Source organism: Streptomyces sp. NPDC057438 (genome assembly GCF_042802995.1).
GTDB lineage: Bacteria > Actinomycetota > Actinomycetes > Streptomycetales > Streptomycetaceae > Streptomyces.
Window position 1 is genome coordinate 86,092 of sequence record NZ_JBHVDD010000014.1, and the last position, 17,476, is coordinate 103,567.

Consider the following 17,476-nt stretch of genomic DNA (forward strand, 5'->3'; position numbering starts at 1 on the left):
GCGGGCGCCGGGGCGAGGCGTTGCCGGGACAACGAGAGAAGCCCCTCGCTTGCGCGAGGGGCTTCTCTCGTGTCGTGCGCCGCCAGGGACTCGAACCCCGGACCCGCTGATTAAGAGTCAGCTGCTCTAACCAACTGAGCTAGCGGCGCCTGCTGACGTCGTAGACCTTAGCACCCTGATCGACGAGAGGAAAAATCGATACGCGCACGGTCGCGGAGGCGCTCGCGCGGGCCGCCCGGACGGCCGCCCAGAGCAGTACCTCGGGCCCCGGTAGCCAGGGCCGGCGGGTGTCCGGGGCGACGAGCCAGCGCGATCCGAGGCGGCTCGTTCCGGGCACGTCCGGTGTGCTGCCGCGGCCCTCGTCGGTGCCGGCTCCGCCGTCCTCGGGCTCGGTGCCGAGCACGGCGGGGACGGTCACCGCGTCACCGGTGCCGTGACAGAGGAGCGGAGGGACGGCGCCGGTGCGGCCGGGGGAACCCCACTCCTCCCACGCCAGCAGGGTGGGGAGCCGGTGGGCGGTGCCGGGGGAGGCGAACAACAGCGTGCGCCCCCGGTAGACGGCGACCGGGCCGGAGCCGGGGCCCTCGTCCCACAGCCGGTCGAGCATGCGTCGCCCGAAGATCGCCGGCACGCTGACGACGTCGAAGACGGTCCCGCACGGCAGTACCACCGGCGCGGAGGGTCGCTCCTCCCACAGCGCCAGGCTGCTGCGCGGATACGTTCCTGCCGAGGCCAGCCAAGCCGCCCCGTCCGCCGTGACCCCCGCGACGTCGTCCCCGTCCTGCGGGTACCTGCCCGTCCCCACTCCAGCGCTCATACCTCTAGATCTACCGCCTGTGAGCACCCGACCCCGGGCGGTTGCCGGAAACTGGGACGTGAGGTGGGCAAGTGGGGTATCTTGCCCACCCGGCATATGCCAGACGCTGTTTCGTACGAGCTGGCCCCGGCCGCGGGGGCGCCCGCGCCTCTCTGGCGCCGGGGCGCGCCCCCCCCGCGGGCGAGCGCCCGGGCGGGGGGGTGCCTGGGGGGGGGGGGGCGGGCGCGGGCGGGGCCCCTGGGGGGGGGGTGGGGGGGGCCGGGCCGGTGCCGGTGCCCCGGGCGACCGGTGTGGGGGACAGCCCGCGCCGCCGTGTGCCGTCCAGCGTCGGTCAGGTGCAGCTCTGGGCTGCTGGGCACTGATTGTCGTGACTCCCCGTGACTCCCCGGCTGCTGGGCGCCAGTGCGGCTCATCCCCCGGCTGTGCTCAGCCCCGGCCCAGGGCCGTGGTCACCTGTCGCACCGGCCGTCCGGCCCCGCCCCGCGACCCCCTCTCCCGGAGGGACACGGCTCAGAGGGACTCCGGGCCGCTCACGTCCCGCCCCCGCTGCAGTTCCCGCCCGTACTCCACCATCTTCTTGGCGTAGTCCTCGGTCCACTCCGCCCGTTCCGCGATGTCCGCCGGGGTCAGCCGGTCGAACCGCCGGGGGTCCGCCAGTTGCGCCGCCGCGATCGCCTGGAACTCCACGGCCCGGTCCGCCGCCGCCCGGAACGCCTGCGCCAACTCCGTCGCCCGCGACAGCAGCGCCCGCGGATCGTCGATCGACTCCAGGTCGAAGAAGTGCTCGGGATCGCCGGCCGCTTCCGCCGGCTCGAAGAGCAGGGGCGCGGGGCGTAGCCGCGGTTCGTTCCGACGCGGCGTGGGCTCCGCCATGTCTTCTCCTCCTCGTACGACGGTTCGGTGGGCCGGTCCCCGGGGGCGTCCCGGGTGGAGGGCCACCGTCCATTCTCCCGTGACCGCGCAAGTAGGCACCGACCCTGCCGAGGCTTTCCATCCGCGGCCCCCCGCACACCTGCGTCCGGGAGGCGCCGCCCCGCTCGCGTCCGCCGGGCCCGCCCCGCGCCACGCGCCCCCGAGCCGGGCACCGGAAGCCGCCGGAACGGTCAGGGGCGCCCGGTCACCCGGTGCTCGGACCAGTGGTCCCACGTCGACATCATCGCCTCCCAGCCGTCCGGGAACTTCACGGTCACCCCCAGCTGCACCGGCTCGGTCGACGGATGGTCGTCGAGCAGATCGCCGACGCCCGCCCGGCACACCACGACGCACGCGTGCCGGTGCCGGGAGGCGAGGACGCACAGCCGTCCCGTCTCCAGGTGGAACGCCGTCGCGTCGGGGCGCCCGGACAGCGGGTGCAGGACCACCGTGACGTCGTACTCCCGGCCCTGCAGCCGGTTCGCCGTGTCCACGACCACGTCGGTGACGCCCAGCCCGGCCAGCGCCGCGCGCACCGCGGCGGCCTGGTCGCGGTGGGCCGTGCCGACGGCGATCCGGTCGGCGGTCAGCGGCACGGGCTCCTCGGACCGCTCGGAGGTCGCCGCCCCGCCCCGGTCGAGCAGCCGCCGTACGACCAGGGCGACGGCGTGCACCGCCTCCGGGTCGGTGCGTGGCGTGTGCCGGGCCGGCAGCTCCAGCAGCCCCCACCCCGACGCGGCCGCCTCGTCGATCACCCGGTCCGCACCGGAACCGTCCGACGGCACCGCGAACCCCAGCCGCCGGTCCCCGTGGTCGGTGCCGCTGCGGAACGGCGTGAACGGATAGAACGCGTCGGAGACCAGCGGCGCCGCCGACGCCGGGAGCCGCCAGGACACCGGCAGCCGGTGCTGGGGCAGGTCGGGGTTGTGGGCCAGCAGCGTCGACACCGCCGAGGCCGACGGGTCGTAGGACAGGCCCGCCCACTGCTCGCTGCCCACGATCGCGAACGGGTCCAGCTGCCCGGGGTCGCCCACGAACAGCGCCCGCTCGAACAGCCCCGCCACGGCCAGCAGCGCGTCCGACCGCATCTGGTACGCCTCGTCGACGATCGCGTGCCGCCACGGCTCGACGCCCTTGACGTGCGCCCACTTCGCCGCCGTGGAGATCACCACGTCCAGCCCGGTCAGTTCGGTCGCCTTCGCCGACTTCCGCACGTTCGCCAGCGCGTCCAGCGCCTTGTCGTACGGGTCGCTGTCGCTGCTGTGCAGCCGGCCGACCGGGAGGTCCGGGTTCTTCTCCGCGAGCCGGATCACCAGGTCGTCGACCTGCGCGTTCGTCTGCGCGATGACCATCAGCGGGCGCCCGGCGGAGGCCAGTTCGAGTGCCGCGCGGACGACGAGCGTCGACTTCCCGGCGCCGGGCGGCGAGTCGACGACGACACCGCGCGCGTCGCCGTGCAGCGTGTCGCGCAGGATGGCGTCGGTGGCCCGGCCCGCCGCGGCCCCGGGGTCGAGCACGGCCTCGGTGGGGGTCACAGCACGTCCTCCTCGGTCACCGGGTCCGGCAGCGGCACGGTGTCGGGCTCACCCGGCGGCCCGCCGTGCGTCCACGGGGTGTCCTCCGGGTCCGGCAGCTTCGCCCCGCCCCGCTGGTCGTGCTCGAACAGGGTGAAACAGAGCGCGTCCCCCTTCTCGGGGACCGAGCCCGCCTCCGGCTCCTTGCCCCGCCCCATCCTGTCCATGATCCGCAGCACCAGGAGGCCGCCGTCCGGGCCCTCGCCCTCAGTGCCCGCCTCGGACCCCTCGTACCCCACGAACTCGGCCGTCTGCGGCTTCCCGCCCAGCGAGCGGTACACCTTCGCGCGCTCCCCGAGATGTGGCCGGTCCTGGGTCCGTACGGTGACCAGCGGCCGCGGGCTCGGCCGCTTGCTCTCGCTGTACGCCATCACCACATCCGTGACCTCACCGGCGAACGCCTCCCCGGCCAGCCGCCGCCCGGCCATGACGAGCGGGTCGTCCAGGGCCTCCTGGGCGTCGAGCCGGGCCTGTTCCCGCTCGCGCGCGGCCAGTTTGTTCGCGGCGGTGACCGCGTCGTCGATCCGTGGCTGCGGCGGCTCCCCGGCGACGATCCGGTCCCGGTGGCCGGTGAAGGACCAGCGGTCGCGGGTCCACCGGTCGGCCGCGTGGGCGCCCTCCGGCAGGGTGCGCAGCAGGTCCAGGCCGTGCCAGACCGCGTCCCAGGTGGGCCGGGTGCGGCTCTCGACCAGGGCCCGGATCTCCCGCTCGGCGGCGGTCAGCGCGCCCAGCCGGTCGTCGGCCTCCAGACCGTCCTCGGCGGCGGCCAGCGCGAGGCGCGCCCCGTCGTACCGCTCGACGGCCGGGGCCAGCAGCTTGTTGTCGAAGGCCGGGTCGGTCGCGGGCCCGGCGGGCGGGCACAGCAGCTGGCCCTCGGCGTCCCGCGCCAGCTCGGCCCGGCGCGCCGCCGCCTCGCCCGACTCCCCCTCCGGGGGGTCGATCCAGGCCAGCAGCGACCCCAGATGCTGGTCCTCCACCCCGGACTGCCCGGTCGCCCAGTGCCGCGACAGCAGGTCGGTGAGCGCGAGCAGCAGAGAGGAGCCCGGCACCCGCGCGCGCTCCCCGAAGTGCGTGAGCCACCGGCCGAGCAGCGGCACGCGCGGCGGCGCCGGATACGGCGCCTCGGGGTCCTGCTCGGCGGTGCGCCGGAACCGGGTGGAGCGCCCGAGAAGCCGCACGAGGTCGAGGCCCGTCCGGCTCGGCAGGATCAACTGCGGTGCGTCCGCGCACAGTTCGACCTCGACCTTGACGCGCTTGCCGGTCTCCGGGTCGGTCTCGGCGCGTTCGGCCGTCTCCACCACGTCGGCGAAGGAGTCCACGTACGGCAGCACGATGTCCGCCAGCTCGGTCAGGAACGCGAACCGCAGGTCACGGTCCCGGGGCTGGGGCACCACCAGCAGCCGGGGCGCGTCCCGGTCGGTGCCGACGAGCGCGCCGAGCGGGGCCCCGGCCTCACCGGCGGTGGTGAGCGGCACGAGGACGAGCGGGCGGTCCGAGAGGTGCCGGTGCAGGACGGTGGCCGCGGGCTGGGCGCGGCCGGAGCTGACGGCTTCGAGGCGGGCGAGGGTGGCGATCAGCGACACGCGGCGCCCTCCCGGGCGGCGCCCGCGGTGGCGAGCGCCTCCGCCCGCAGCTCCGCCGCCCGGCGCAGCGCGGCCACGGCGGGGTCGTCCGGGTCACCGGCCCGGCCGTGGGCCGCCGCCAGGACCTCGTCGACCGTGGTGAGGCCGCCCAGCTCGGCGCGCGCGGCCCGGCCGAGCGAGGTCACCGCGCCGTCCGTGCGGGAGCGGGCCCGGCAGTGGAAGGCCAGCTCGCAGGCGGCGAGGCACTCGGGGGCGTAGCTGGCGGACAGTGCCTCGACGGCGCTCGTCAGCCGCTCCCGGGGCAGGTCCGTGGCGAAGCAGGTGCCCTCGGGGAGGGTGTCCGCGATCTCCTCGATCCGGGTCAGCCGGTTCAGCTGGCGGCGGGTGACCGCCCGCTGCTTGCGGACGTCGACCGCGGCGGCCGTCGGGAGGTTGGTGAAGTCCTTGGGGCAGACCAGCAGCACCCGGTGGCGGACCTCGGGCGCGGGGGCGCCCTCGCGCGGCTCGCCGCCGAGCCGGGCGGCGACCTCCTCCAGCGCCAGCACGTACACCGCGGACTGGCGGGCCGCCGCGCCCACCTTCGCTGCGTCCGCCGAGCCGTCGAGCATCGGGAAGGACTTGATCTCGACGACCGACCAGGTGCCGTCCGGGTGGACCACCACCGCGTCCGGCTCCAGGAACGCGGGCGTGCCCGCGACGTCGAGCGCGAGCATCGGGTGGTCGAGCAGGGTCCAGCCGCCGGTCTCCGTGGCCTCGCGCAGCGCCAGCGCCGTCCGGGCGGTGCGGCCCTCGGGGCCCACGGCCGTGAGGTCGGGGACCGAGGCCGACACCGGGGGCTCGGCGCCGGGGTCCAGTCTCTCGTGCACCAGCCGCAGCAGCTCCGCGCCGCCGTCCGCCTTGACGCGGGCCTCGAACGCGTTGCCCCGCATGAAGGCGAACTGGGACTGGCCGAAGGCGGAGGGCGAGCCGAGCGCGCCGGCCAGCTCCGCCTTGTTCACCCCCGCGCCGTCCAGCAGCGCGCGGCGCTCACAGCCCGGGTTGGCCGCGAGCGCGGCGAGGGCGCGCGCGTCCAGCGCCTTGGGGGGTACCTCGGGTCCGCGCAGCTCAGCGAGCCGGTGCCGCAGCCCCGTCCTCCGCCTCCGCGGGGACGGCACCCGGCTCGGGCTCGATGATCCGCTGCCGTGGAATTCGCTCACCCGGGGAAGTCTGGCACTCCCCACTGACAATGGGGGAACCCGCGCCCCGCGAGGCCGTGGTGGCGGGAGTGACGGGCACCTCCGCGCGCCGCCCGCCGACGCCGCCGGACCGGTCCCCGGCCGCCGTGCCGGCCGCCGCGAGACCGAGCGCCGCCCGGCACCGGTCGGCGATCCGCAGCACCAGCGGGGTCAGCAGCAGACCGACGCCCATCACGGCGGCGCCCGCGGCCGCGTCGAGGAAGTAGTGGTTCGCGGTGCCCATCACCACGATCGTGGTGATCAGCGGGTACGCCACGGCGGCCGTCCGCACGAGGCGCGAGCCGCTCCCGAGGCGCCAGAGGATCACCCCGCACCACAGGGCCCAGCCGACGTGCAGGCTCGGCATCGCCGCGTACTGGTTGGTCATGCCGCCCAGGCCCCGGGGAGCGCTGGCCTCACCGCCCCACCAGCCCCAGGAGCTGTACTGGGCCATCGTGTCGACGAAGCCGTGGGCCGGGTCGAGCAGCCGGGGCGGGCAGGTGGGGAGCAGGGTGAAGCCGATGAGGCCGATGAAGGTGGAGGTCAGCAGCCAGGTGCGGGCCGCGCGGTAGCGCACGGCGCGGGACCGGAACAGCCACACGAGGATCGCGGGCGTGACCAGGTAGTGCAGCGACGCGTACCAGAAGTCGGCGGGTATCCCGATCCAGGGCTCCCGGGTGAACAGCCGGTTCAGCGGATGCTCGGCGTTCAGCCACAGGGCCTTCTCGAACCGCAGGATCGCCAGGCCGTGGTCGACGGCGTGGGCGGTGTCGCCGCGCGCCAGGAGCCGGCCGGCCGAGTACGCCCCGTACACCAGCAGGATCAGCGGCAGCTCGGTCCACCACCGGGCCCGCGCGGTCGGAGCCTCCTCGGTAACCGGTGCGCCGGTCCTTCTGTCTACCGGTGCCTCGGTCGCCTCGGTCTGCGGCATCCGACGTCCTCCCCCATCTGTGTGCCTCGGTGTTCACCTGTGTGCGGTGCTCATCCGTACCTGGTGGTACGCGGTGTTCATCTGTAGGTGGTGCTGTGGTGGCCCTTGTGCAAGACGATGTCCAAGACGCAGAGATCGCCTCTCGGGTTGCCCCCGGACAGGGTGCGCGATGATGGAAGCATCCGCCTCCCAATTCTCCCTTCTCGCAGAAGGCCCCCGAAAGGTCGCTCATGGCACCGCGCATCCTGCTGGCCCGGCACGGACAGACGGAATGGTCCCTGCTCGGGAAGCACACCGGCAGGACGGACATCCCGCTCCTCGAAGAGGGCCGGCGCGGTGCCAAGCTCCTCGGCGAGCGTCTGCACCGGGCACCCCTGGACGGGCTGCCCGGTGCCGACATCCGGACGAGTCCCCTCTCCCGCGCGCGTGAGACCTGCGAACTGGCCGGCTTCGGCGACCGCGCCACCGAGTGGGACACGCTCATGGAGGTGGACTACGGGGCGTACGAGGGGCTGACCCCCGCCGAGATCCAGGCCTTCCGGCCCGGCTGGCTCATGTGGCGGGACGGCGTCCCCGAGGGGGAGACCCTGGAACAGCTCTCCGCGCGCGCGGACGAGGTCGTGGCGTGGGCGCGTTCCGCCGAGCGCGACGTCCTCGTCTTCGCCCACGGGCACGTCCTGCGCTCCATAGCCGCCCGCTGGCTGGGCCTCGGCCTCGCCTTCGCCGGCCGTGTCCGCCTCAGCCCCACGTCCCTGTCGGTCCTCGGCTGGGCCTACGGCGACCCGGCGATCGAGTCCTGGAACGACACGGGGCACCTGACGGGCCACTGACGGGACCTGGCGGGCCGTCGACAGCCCCCTAGCGGCCTGCGCAGGCCCTAGGCCGTCCGCGCGACCCCCGCGTGCCGTTCCAGGAACGCCGACACCCCCGCGGCCCGGCGGTGGGGCAGCAGCACCCGGGCCGTGCCCGCCAGCATCTGCTGCACACGCGAGGACTGGACCTCGTCGAGGAGGTCGAGGACCCGCAGGCCGGCCGCCGCGGCCTCGTCGGGCCGACCCCCGCGCGCGAGGTCGTCGGCCAGCTCGGCGGTGTAGAGCGCGATGTTCCGCGTGAAGTGCGGGTTCTGCAGACCGGCGGCCCGGCGCGCGTGCCGGGCCGCCCGGGACCAGTCGCCCAGCGTGGACCAGCACTGCGCCTCCAGGCCCTCCAGCTCGGCCTCCCCGTAGAAGCTCATCCACTCCGGGTCGGCCTCGGCGGCCCCCCGCCCGTACAGGGCGTGCGCCCGGGCCAGCGCCTGCTCGCAGCCGGTACGGTCGGCGAGCCCCGCCCAGCCGCCCGCCTCCCGCAGCGCCAGCAGGGACATCAGCCGGGGCGACCCGAGGGGCCGGGCGACCCGCTGCGCGGCCTGCGCCGCCCGTACCGCCTCACGCGGCCGGCCGGCGTCGCGCGCGAGGAACGCCGTGTTGCAGAACGCGTGCGCCTCCAGTCCCGCGTCCCCCGACATCCGGGCCGTCGCGAGCGCCTCCGCGTAGTGCGAGCGGGCGTCGTCGAAGCGCCCCGAGTCATGGGCCAGCCAGCCCACGGAGATGGCCAGTTCCCCCGCCCCCGCGTACAGCCGGTCGGCGGTGGCCTGCCGGGTGGTGCCCGCGTCGAGCAGCGCGTACGCCGCCCGCAGCGGTGCCGAGGCCCTGCGGTACAGCCCGTCCGCCCCGTGCCGGTCGTCCAGCAGCCGGATCTTGCGTACGGCGGCTTCGAGCGCGCCCGCCTCCCCCGTGCCCGCCCGGTGGACGGGACGGCCGGCGGCCGAGGCCGCGCCCCCCAGGGGGAGGGGGCCGAGCGAGGCGGCCGCCACCGCGGCGGTACCCCCGGTCATGAATGCGCGACGTTGCACGTCGCTCTCCTCGTGGTTCCGGTACGTGTGCTGCGGGCCCCGCCGGCCGCGCACATAGCCCGTGTCGCCCCGCGGGTCCTGCATGTCGTACATCTCTTGCGTGTCATACGGCTCGTACGTCCCTTCCGTCTCACCCCTCACGTCGGGTGAGGGGTGAGAGCGGCTCTCGTAGCGAGGGGAGGGCGCCTCCTCGGCGGGGCGCGCCCCCCGACCGCGTACCTCCGCGCGGGGCGCGAACCCCAGGTCGGTCAGTGTCCGGCCGGGGAACATGTGCAGGAACACCCGTTCGTAGGCGTAGTTGGGGCAGCGGATCTCGCCCGACTCGACCCGCCCGACGTACCGCGCGTCACAGCTCACCCGCTCGCCGATCTCCAGCGCGGCCCGCCGTACCGCCGAGGCGAACTCGCCCGGCGAACGCTGCCCGCGCAGCCGTCTGAAGGCGAGGTTCGGCCGCTGCGGCCGGGGGAACTGGGACGAGGTCACCGATGACGACGCCATGGCCGGGCCCTCTCTCGCGAACCGTCGAACCATGCCGGATTCAGTAGGACTTGTGTGCGTGCTGCACGGTTGGTTCCGCTGTGTCCGGCGGGGCAAGAACGTACCCGCCCGATCGAGGCCCCCACGCGAGGTTTGGCTACAAACCGGATATCTCATCCGGGATATGCCATGAACTGCCATCCTTTGCGGCGCAGTTTCGCCGTAGCCGTTGACGGGGCGGCGCGTTGTGCAGGGGGCTGGTAGGCGTGGGAGGCCCGGATGAAGAACCACGAACCCCGTTCCGAGTGCGACCTGGTGACCGTGCCCGCGCGGCAGGGCCTGGAGGCGGTCGACATCCTCCGCCGGGGCGCCCTCGACGTGATGGGGCCCGTCATGACGGTCGGGCCCGTTCTGCACGACGACACCTGCGACACCCTCGGGTTCCTGGTGCCGCCCGGCACGGCCGACGCGTGGGACGTGCCCGGGAGCACCTGTACGCAGAGCGACGGGCGCGGGGCGGTGCTGGCTCCTCCGGAGGGGGCGGGCTGGTTGTTGCCCCCGGGTGAGGTGGACCTCGCGACCGATCCGGCGGTGTTGCGGGCCGCGCTGGACGAGGCGGCGCGGTTGATCGAGGCCGCGGACAATTGTCAGTGAGGTGCGCCCGGTCGCCGTAGGGGTTCTGTGCGGCGGCGGGTGCCGGTACGTCGTGGCTTGTCGCGCAGTTCCCCGCCCCTGAAGGGGCGCCCCCGGCGCCCGGCGCGCACCGGGTGCCCCGCGTCCGATAATGAGTTCATGGGCAGGTCGAAGAAGGGGCAGGGGCGGCGCGGGCAGGACGTGGGCGCCGTGGTCGAGGAGGTCGACGGGGGGCTCGCCGAGCTGCTGCCGGACCGGGACCGGCCGCGGGCGTGGACGTTGCTGGTCGACGGGGCGCCGCAGTCGCACGTCGATCTCGACGACCCGGCGTACCTGTCGTTCGAGTACCAGCGCCGGCTCGGGCACGTCATCGACCTCGTCGCCCCGGCAGGGCGGCCCGTGCACGCCGTGCACCTCGGCGGGGGAGCCTTCACCCTCGCCCGGTACGTCGCCGCCACTCGCCCCCGCTCCACCCAGCAGGTCGTCGAGCGGGACGCCGCCCTCGTCCAACTCGTCAGACGAGAGCTTCCGTTGGACCCGAACGCCCGGATACGGGTGCGCTCGACGGACGCGCGCGAGGGACTCGCGAAGGTGCCCGACGGCTGGGCGGACCTGGTCATAGCGGATGTGTTCAGCGGCGCGCGCACCCCGGCGCACCTGACGTCGACGGAGTTCCTCACGGATGTACGGCGGGTGGTGAGGCCCGGCGGGTACTACGCCGCGAACGTCGCCGACGGCCCGCCGCTGGCGCATCTGCGCGGCCAGATCGCCACCGCCACCGCGGTCTTCCCGGAACTGGCGCTGATCGCCGACCCCACCGTGCTGCGGGGCAGACGTTTCGGCAACGCGGTCCTCGTCGCCTCCGGTGTGCCGCTCCCCGTCGCCGAACTGACCCGTCGCGCCGCCTCCGACCCGCACCCCGGCCGGGTCGAGCACGGAAGGGCGCTCACCGACTTCACGGGCGGCGCTCCGGTGGTGTCGGACGCGGGCGCGGTGGCCTCTCCCGCACCGCCGTCGTCGGTGTTCCGCTGACGTCCCCGATTTCCAGAAGTAACGGCTCGCGGGGCCCGCGTGCGTGGCCGCGCCGGCCCGTGGAGGGCGGCACCGCTCCTCCTCAGAAGTTCTGGACGTCCACCCGGGGCGCGCTGTCGTGCCAGGTGCAGAACACCGACACCCGGTCCGCGCCGGCGGCGAAGTCGACCCGGATCCAGGACTCCGTCTTCCACACCTGCATCGACCAGCCCGGGCCGGGCGTCGCCGACACGAGGGTCGCGTAGTCCTCGCCGAGCGAGAGGACCACCCGGCCGCCCTCGGTGTCGTACGCCCTGACCTTGCCCGCGTCGGCCGGGGCGCCGGTGCTCGGACCGGGACTCGGCTTCGTGGACCCCGGCGGCTTCGAGGGGGCGGGGGACGGCTCGTCCGCCCCGCGCGCCGGTGCCCCGGAGCTCTCCGACGGCTGCGGACGGGCCGTCGCGGTGACGGGCGGCGCCGTCGCATCAGGGTCCCGCGCGTCGGCGGCCGTGATGGGCAGGGCGCGTGGCGGGTCGTAGGCCGTGCCGGCCATGACCGTGTGGACGCCCCACCACGTCACCGTGACCGCCGCGCCCGTGGCGAGCAGCCAGGCCAGTACGTGAAGGAGTCCTCTGCGCATCGCGGCCATCCTGCCCCACGGGCCCCGGTGGTGTCGTGGCCGAGCCGGCGTCGCGTGAGTTATCCACAGGCCCCGACCGGCCCGGCCCGTTTGGCGTACGGTGCGGCGCATGGCAAGTGTGCTCGTGGTCGAGGACGACCAGTTCGTACGCTCGGCGCTGATCAGGCATCTGACGGACGCCGCACACACCGTGCGCAGCGTCGGTACGGCCCTGGAGGCGCTGCGCGAGGTGGCGCACGTCCGGTTCGACGTGGTCGTCCTCGACCTCGGGCTGCCCGACCTCGACGGCTCGGAGGCGCTGAAGATGCTGCGCGGCATCACGGACGTCCCGGTGATCATCGCGACCGCGCGGGACGACGAGGCGGAGATCGTCCGCCTGCTGAACGCGGGCGCGGACGACTACCTGACCAAGCCGTTCTCGGTCGAGCACCTGTCCGCCCGGATGGCGGCCGTACTGCGCCGCTCCCGCGCCTTCGCCGGTGAGGCGGCCCCCTCCCCGGTCATCCGGGTCGGCGGCCTCGCGATCGACCCGCTGCGCCGCCGGGCCGCACTGGACGGCGTGCCGCTCGACCTGACCCGGCGGGAGTTCGACCTGCTCGCGTTCCTGGCGGGACGGCCCGGTGTGGTTGTCGCGCGCCGGGAGCTGCTGGCCGAGGTGTGGCAGCAGTCGTACGGGGACGACCAGACCATCGACGTGCATCTGTCCTGGCTGCGGCGGAAGTTGGGGGAGACGGCGGCGAAGCCGCGCTATCTGTACACGCTGCGGGGGGTCGGTGTGAAGCTGGAACCGCCGGGGGCGGGAGCCGGGCCATGAGGTGGGCCCTGGTCAAGGTGTGTCTGGCGGTGACGGTGATGGTCGTGGTGGCCTTCGCGGTGCCGCTCGGGCTGGTCGTCAGGGAGATGGCACGGGACCGGGCCTTCTCCGGCGCCGAGCGGGAGGCGGCCGCGATCGCCCCGGCGCTCTCCATCACCACCGACCGGGAGCAGTTGGAGCGGGTGGTCGCCTCGGTCGGGTCCGACGGCGGGGTGGCGGTGCACCTGCCGGCGGACGGCACCGGGGCCGCCGCGCTCGACCTGGGGCGGCAGCGGGCGTCCGACCGGGACATCGCGACCGTGCGGAAGCTGGGCCGGGCCTCCACCACGGAGGTGCCCGGCGGATCCACACTGCTGCAGCCCACCGCGATCGGCTCCGGCGCGATAGCCGTCGTGGAGGTGTACGTGCCCGAGGCGGAGGTGAGCCGGGGGCTCGCCACGGCCTGGGCGGTGCTCGCCGGAGTGGGTGCCCTGCTGATCGTCGGCTCGGTGGCGGTGGCCGACCGGCTCGGGGTGCGCATGGTCCGGCCCGCGCGGCGGCTGGTGGAGAGCGCGCGGCAGCTGGGGGAGGGGCAGCTGGGCGCGCGGGTGCCGGAGGAGGGGCCCAAGGAGCTGCGGCTGGCGGCGACGGCGTTCAACGCGATGGCCGACCAGGTGGTGCAACTGCTGGCGAACGAGCGGGAGCTGGCGGCCGATCTGTCGCACCGGCTGCGCACCCCGCTGACCGTGCTGCGGCTCAACGCGGCCTCGCTCGGCGACGGGCCGGCCGCCGAGCAGACGCGGGCGGCGGTCGAGCAGCTGGAGCGGGAGGTCGACACGATCATCCGCACGGCACGGGAGGCGAAGCCGCGGACGGCGCCGGCGGGGCCCGGCGCCGGGTGCGACGCGGCCGAGGTGGTCCGGGAGCGGATGGCGTTCTGGTCGGCGCTCGCGGAGGACGAGGGCCGCACCTGGCGGGTGGCCGGGGTCGAGCGCCCGGTCCGCACACCCGTCGCCCGCGCCGACCTGGCCGCCGCGCTGGACGCTCTCCTCGGCAACGTCTTCCGGCACACGGAGCAGGGCACGGCCTTCGCGGTGGACGTCCACGACGCCGAGGACGCGGTGATCGTCCTGGTCTCCGACGCGGGGCCCGGCATCGCCGATCCCGAGGCCGCCATGGCCCGGGGGCGCGGCTCCGGCAGCGACGGCTCGACGGGGCTCGGCCTGGACATCGTGCGCAGGCTCGCCGAGTCGACCGGTGGTGACGTCCGGCTCGGGTCGTCGGTGCTGGGCGGCACCGAGGTACGGATCTGGCTCCAGCTCGACGGAGGCGGGGTCGCCGGGGGCGGCAGGCCGCCGGCCCGGCGGGGGCGCCGGGCGGTGGCGATACACCGGCGCAAACACTTCGAGGCGGCCCCCGCGAGGGCCGGGGACGGTGGCGGCTGACCCGTGGTGGGCGATCTTGCGCGGTCACGGTGGCCTTCGCGGGCGACCCTTCGGTGTGTGACACGGCTCACGCATGTGTCGGTCACGTTTCGACATCCAGGGATTACGTTTCAACAAAGGGGGACAAGAAGTCTTGACGCATGACATGACATAGAGCTGTTATGGCGGCCACCGATGTTCGGTCGAGTTGGTTTCTGATTGTTTTCGATCAGTCACCGGCGAGGGCCATTGAGACCGAACGACCTGTCCCCAGGGAGCCGTACATGCACCTCACACCTTCCGGTCTCTCCGTCCCCGGCCCGAGCCGCCGCACTGTGCTGCGCGGCGTCGGCGGGGCGGTGGCGCTCGGCGCCGGCGTCCCCCTGCTCAGCGCCTGTGGCGGCAGTGACAGCTCGGCCGGTGACTCGAAGACCGTCACGCTCGGCTCCAACGCGTCGGACGCGGTGCCGAAGAAGGCGTTCGCCGAGATCTACGCGGCGTTCAAGAAGAAGTCCGGGATCACGGTCGACGTGAACACCAAGGACCACAACACGTTCCAGGAGCAGATCAACTCCTACCTGCAGGGCACGCCGGACGACGTGTTCCACTGGTTCGCGGGCTACCGCATGCAGTTCTTCGCCGCCAAGGGCCTCGCCAGCCCGATCGACGACGTGTGGGACAAGATCTCGGGCAACTTCCCCGAGGCGATGCAGAAGCTCAGCAAGGGCGCGGACGGCAAGTTCTACTTCGTGCCGCTGTACACGTACCCCTGGGCGCTCTTCTACCGCAAGAGCGTCTTCCAGGAGAAGGGCTACGAGGTTCCCACCACGTGGGACCAGCTGATCGCCCTGTGCAAGCAGATGCAGAAGGACAAGCTCGTCCCGATCGCCTTCGGCGACAAGGACGCGTGGCCGGCGATGGGCACCTTCGACCAGCTCAACTTCCGCACCAACGGCTACGACTTCCACGTCGAGCTGATGGCGGGCAAGGCGTCCTGGACCGACGCCAAGGTCCGCAAGGTCTTCGACAACTGGACCGAGCTGCTCCCCTACCACCAGGAGGGCGCCGTCGGCCGTACCTGGCAGGACGCCGCGCAGACCCTGGTGTCGAAGAAGGCGGGCATGTACCTGCTGGGCACCTTCGTGGGCCAGCAGTTCACGAACAAGGCCGACCTGGACGACCTGGACTTCTTCGCCTTCCCGGAGATCGACCCGGCGTACGGCCAGGACACCGTCGAGGCCCCGACCGACGGCTACATGATGAGCAAGGCCCCGAAGAACAAGGCCGGCGCGGTCAAGCTGATGGAGTTCCTCGGCACCCCCGAGGCCGAGCAGATCTACCTGAAGGCCGACCCGAACGTGGTCGCCGCCTCCACCAAGGCCGACACCTCCTCGTACTCCCCGCTGCAGAAGAAGGCGTACGAGATGATCTCCGGCGCCAAGAGCCTCACCCAGTTCATGGACCGCGACAGCCGCCCCGACTTCACCTCCACGGTGATGCAGCCGGCGCTGCAGAAGTTCATCCGCGACCCCAAGGGCGTCGACAGCCTGCTCTCGTCCATCGAGCGCCAGAAGAAGACGATCTTCGCGTCCTGACGACCGTCCTGACGACCGACCGTCCTCACGACTGGATGACCTCCTGACATGACGACCACCCCCACCGAGAGCCCGGAGGCGGCCACGCCGCCTCCGGGCTCCGGCCCTGCCGCAACAACCGCAAAGACCGGGAAGGCCGCCAAGGTGCCCCACGGGCACCGGCGGCTCCTCACCCGCCGAGACAGGCTCACGCTGGGCCTGATGGCGGGTCTGCCGACGTTCCTGCACGTCGCCCTCGTCTGGGTGACGGCCTTCGCGTCGATCCTGCTGGCCTTCACCACCTGGGACGGCATCGGCTTCGACGCCATCAAGTGGGTCGGGCTGCACAACTTCCAGGAACTGTTCACCAACAACCCGCAGTTCTGGCCCGCCGTCGAGCACAACGTCATCTGGTTCGTCGCGCTGATCCTGATCCCCACGCCGCTCGGCCTGTTCCTGGCCGTGCAGCTGGACAAGAACATCCGGTTCAGCCGCGTCTACCAGACGGCGTTCTTCCTGCCCGTCGTGATGTCCCTGGCGGTCATCGGCTTCGTCTGGCAGCTGATCTACAACCCCGACACGGGTCTGATCAACAGCCTCATCGGCGCCAACGAACCCGGCCACTACATCGACTGGATCGGCGACCCGGACCTCAACCTCTGGGCCATCCTCATCGCCGCGTCCTGGCGCCACACCGGCTACATGATGATCCTGTACCTGGCCGGCCTGAAGGGTGTCGACCCGTCCCTGCGCGAGGCCTCCGCGCTGGACGGCGCCAACGAGTGGCAGACGTTCAAGAACGTCATCTTCCCCACCCTGCGCCCGACCAACACCGTCGTCCTGGTCGTCACCATCATCGAGGCCCTGCGCGCCTTCGACCTCGTCTTCGTCTTCAACAAGGGCGCCGAGGGCACCGAGCTGCTCTCCATCCTCGTCACCAACAACATCATCGGAGAGTCCAGCCGTATCGGCTACGGATCGGCCATCGCCGTCGTCCTGCTGGTGATCTCCCTCGCCGTGATCATCCCGTATCTGATCGCGACCTTCCGGAAGGAGCGGCGCGCATGAGCACCACCGTCGACACCACCGCCGCGGCCGCCGTTCCCAAGGAGCGCACCCCCCTGCGCCCCGCCCGGATCGTCCTGCACGCCTTCCTCGTCTGCATGGCACTGGCGTGGCTGGGACCCCTGCTGTGGGCGCTGTACGCGGCCCTGCGGCCCTACGGCGAGACCAGCGAGAAGGGCTACGTCTCGTGGCCCGACAAGCTGAACTTCGAGAACTTCACGAACGCGTTCACCCAGTCGGACATGACGCACTACTTCGTGAACACCCTGATCATCGCCGTCCCGGCGGTGCTGCTGACGCTGTTCCTGTCGTCGATGGTCGCCTTCTACGTCAGCCGCTTCGACTTCCGCGTCAACCTCTTCCTGCTGCTCGTCTTCACCGCGGGCAACCTGCTCCCGCAGCAGGTCATCATCACCCCGCTGTACCGCCTGTACCTGCTCATCGACCTGCCCGGCATCACGATGAGCGGCAAGCTGTACGACTCCGCGCTCGGCCTGGTCCTCATCCACGTGGCCTTCCAGTCCGGGTTCTGCGCCTTCGTGCTGAGCAACTACATGCGCTCCCTGCCGCACGAGCTGACCGAGGCCGCTCTCGTCGACGGCGCCTCCGTCTGGCGCCTGTACTGGCAGATCGTCCTGCCGCTGTGCAAGCCCGCCATGGCCGCCCTCGCCACGTTGCTGTCCATCTGGATCTACAACGACTTCTTCTGGGCGCTCGTACTGATCTCCACCGGCGAGAACATGCCGATCACCTCGGCGCTGAACAACCTCTCCGGCCAGTACTTCACCGACCCCAACCTGGTCGCCGCCGGCGCCCTGCTCACCGCGATCCCGACGCTGATCGTGTACTTCGCACTCCAGCGCCAGTTCGTCAGCGGCCTCACCCTGGGCGCCAACAAGGGCTGACCGCCCCCGCGGCCCGCCCACTCCGTGAAAGA

Annotated in this window: 16 protein-coding genes and 1 tRNA gene; 8 read left to right on the top strand and 9 right to left on the bottom strand. The window is 73.1% G+C overall.

Features of this window, described 5'->3' with window-relative positions:
* Nucleotides 1–75 precede the first annotated feature (75 nt).
* From ACFU5F_RS11330 to ACFU5F_RS11360, 7 genes are all read right to left on the bottom strand, one after another.
* Nucleotides 76–149: transfer RNA gene (locus ACFU5F_RS11330), tRNA-Lys, on the bottom strand.
* Nucleotides 140–817, bottom strand: a complete 678-nt coding sequence (locus tag ACFU5F_RS11335; protein ID WP_383885222.1) for a bifunctional DNA primase/polymerase — start codon at nucleotides 815–817, stop codon at nucleotides 140–142. Before ACFU5F_RS11335 ends, ACFU5F_RS11330 begins: the two co-directional genes overlap by 10 nt.
* Nucleotides 818–1,327: 510 nt before the next feature.
* Nucleotides 1,328–1,690, bottom strand: a complete 363-nt coding sequence (locus ACFU5F_RS11340; RefSeq protein ID WP_275458218.1) for a hypothetical protein — start codon at nucleotides 1,688–1,690, stop codon at nucleotides 1,328–1,330.
* Nucleotides 1,691–1,920: 230 nt separating this feature from the next.
* Entirely contained in the window at nucleotides 1,921–3,264 is a 1,344-nt protein-coding gene (locus ACFU5F_RS11345; protein ID WP_383885225.1) for an AAA family ATPase, read from the bottom strand.
* Nucleotides 3,261–4,886, bottom strand: a complete 1,626-nt coding sequence (locus tag ACFU5F_RS11350; protein WP_383885228.1) for a hypothetical protein — start codon at nucleotides 4,884–4,886, stop codon at nucleotides 3,261–3,263. Before ACFU5F_RS11350 ends, ACFU5F_RS11345 begins: the two co-directional genes overlap by 4 nt.
* Nucleotides 4,877–6,040 (bottom strand): hypothetical protein, encoded by a 1,164-nt coding sequence (locus ACFU5F_RS11355; RefSeq protein ID WP_383885319.1) that lies wholly within the window; start codon nucleotides 6,038–6,040, stop codon nucleotides 4,877–4,879. Before ACFU5F_RS11355 ends, ACFU5F_RS11350 begins: the two co-directional genes overlap by 10 nt.
* A complete protein-coding gene (locus ACFU5F_RS11360; protein WP_383885231.1) occupies nucleotides 5,991–7,031 on the bottom strand; it encodes a phosphatase PAP2 family protein in 1,041 nt (346 codons plus the stop codon). The genes ACFU5F_RS11355 and ACFU5F_RS11360 overlap by 50 nt, the downstream gene beginning before the upstream one ends.
* 230 nt (nucleotides 7,032–7,261) lie before the next feature.
* Between ACFU5F_RS11360 and ACFU5F_RS11365 the strand changes: the two genes are divergently transcribed.
* Nucleotides 7,262–7,861, top strand: coding sequence for a histidine phosphatase family protein (locus ACFU5F_RS11365; RefSeq protein ID WP_383885234.1), 600 nt, complete (start codon nucleotides 7,262–7,264; stop codon nucleotides 7,859–7,861).
* Nucleotides 7,862–7,908: 47 nt separating this feature from the next.
* On the opposite strand, the gene ACFU5F_RS11370 is transcribed toward ACFU5F_RS11365, so the two are convergent.
* A complete protein-coding gene (locus tag ACFU5F_RS11370; protein ID WP_383885236.1) occupies nucleotides 7,909–9,420 on the bottom strand; it encodes a hypothetical protein in 1,512 nt (503 codons plus the stop codon).
* A 258-nt stretch (nucleotides 9,421–9,678) separates the two neighbouring features.
* On the opposite strand from ACFU5F_RS11370, the gene ACFU5F_RS11375 reads away from it, so the two are divergent.
* Both ACFU5F_RS11375 and ACFU5F_RS11380 read left to right on the top strand, forming a co-directional pair.
* Entirely contained in the window at nucleotides 9,679–10,053 is a 375-nt protein-coding gene (locus ACFU5F_RS11375; protein WP_383885238.1) for a hypothetical protein, read from the top strand.
* Nucleotides 10,054–10,191: 138 nt separating this feature from the next.
* Nucleotides 10,192–11,064, top strand: a complete 873-nt coding sequence (locus tag ACFU5F_RS11380) for a spermidine synthase (protein WP_383885241.1) — start codon at nucleotides 10,192–10,194, stop codon at nucleotides 11,062–11,064.
* 82 nt (nucleotides 11,065–11,146) lie between these two features.
* Here the strand turns inward: ACFU5F_RS11380 and ACFU5F_RS11385 are convergent, their stop codons facing one another.
* Nucleotides 11,147–11,692 (bottom strand): hypothetical protein, encoded by a 546-nt coding sequence (locus ACFU5F_RS11385; RefSeq protein ID WP_383885244.1) that lies wholly within the window; start codon nucleotides 11,690–11,692, stop codon nucleotides 11,147–11,149.
* Between the two features lie 100 nt (nucleotides 11,693–11,792).
* On the opposite strand from ACFU5F_RS11385, the gene ACFU5F_RS11390 reads away from it, so the two are divergent.
* The 5 genes from ACFU5F_RS11390 to ACFU5F_RS11410 all read left to right on the top strand — a co-directional run bounded on the left by ACFU5F_RS11390 (nucleotide 11,793) and on the right by ACFU5F_RS11410 (nucleotide 17,444).
* Complete coding sequence (locus ACFU5F_RS11390) at nucleotides 11,793–12,497, top strand: response regulator transcription factor (protein ID WP_383885247.1); 705 nt, start codon at nucleotides 11,793–11,795, stop codon at nucleotides 12,495–12,497.
* Nucleotides 12,494–13,921 carry a sensor histidine kinase gene (locus tag ACFU5F_RS11395; protein WP_383885250.1) on the top strand — a complete coding sequence of 476 codons (1,428 nt, stop codon included), beginning with the start codon at nucleotides 12,494–12,496 and terminating at the stop codon, nucleotides 13,919–13,921. Before ACFU5F_RS11390 ends, ACFU5F_RS11395 begins: the two co-directional genes overlap by 4 nt.
* 263 nt (nucleotides 13,922–14,184) lie before the next feature.
* Nucleotides 14,185–15,495: an ABC transporter substrate-binding protein gene (locus ACFU5F_RS11400; protein WP_383885253.1), complete on the top strand. Its 1,311-nt coding sequence runs from the start codon at nucleotides 14,185–14,187 to the stop codon at nucleotides 15,493–15,495.
* A 48-nt stretch (nucleotides 15,496–15,543) separates the two neighbouring features.
* Entirely contained in the window at nucleotides 15,544–16,542 is a 999-nt protein-coding gene (locus tag ACFU5F_RS11405; RefSeq protein WP_383885255.1) for a carbohydrate ABC transporter permease, read from the top strand.
* On the top strand, nucleotides 16,539–17,444 hold the full coding sequence (locus tag ACFU5F_RS11410) for a carbohydrate ABC transporter permease (RefSeq protein WP_383885257.1): 906 nt from the start codon (nucleotides 16,539–16,541) through the stop codon (nucleotides 17,442–17,444). Before ACFU5F_RS11405 ends, ACFU5F_RS11410 begins: the two co-directional genes overlap by 4 nt.
* Nucleotides 17,445–17,476 lie beyond the last annotated feature (32 nt).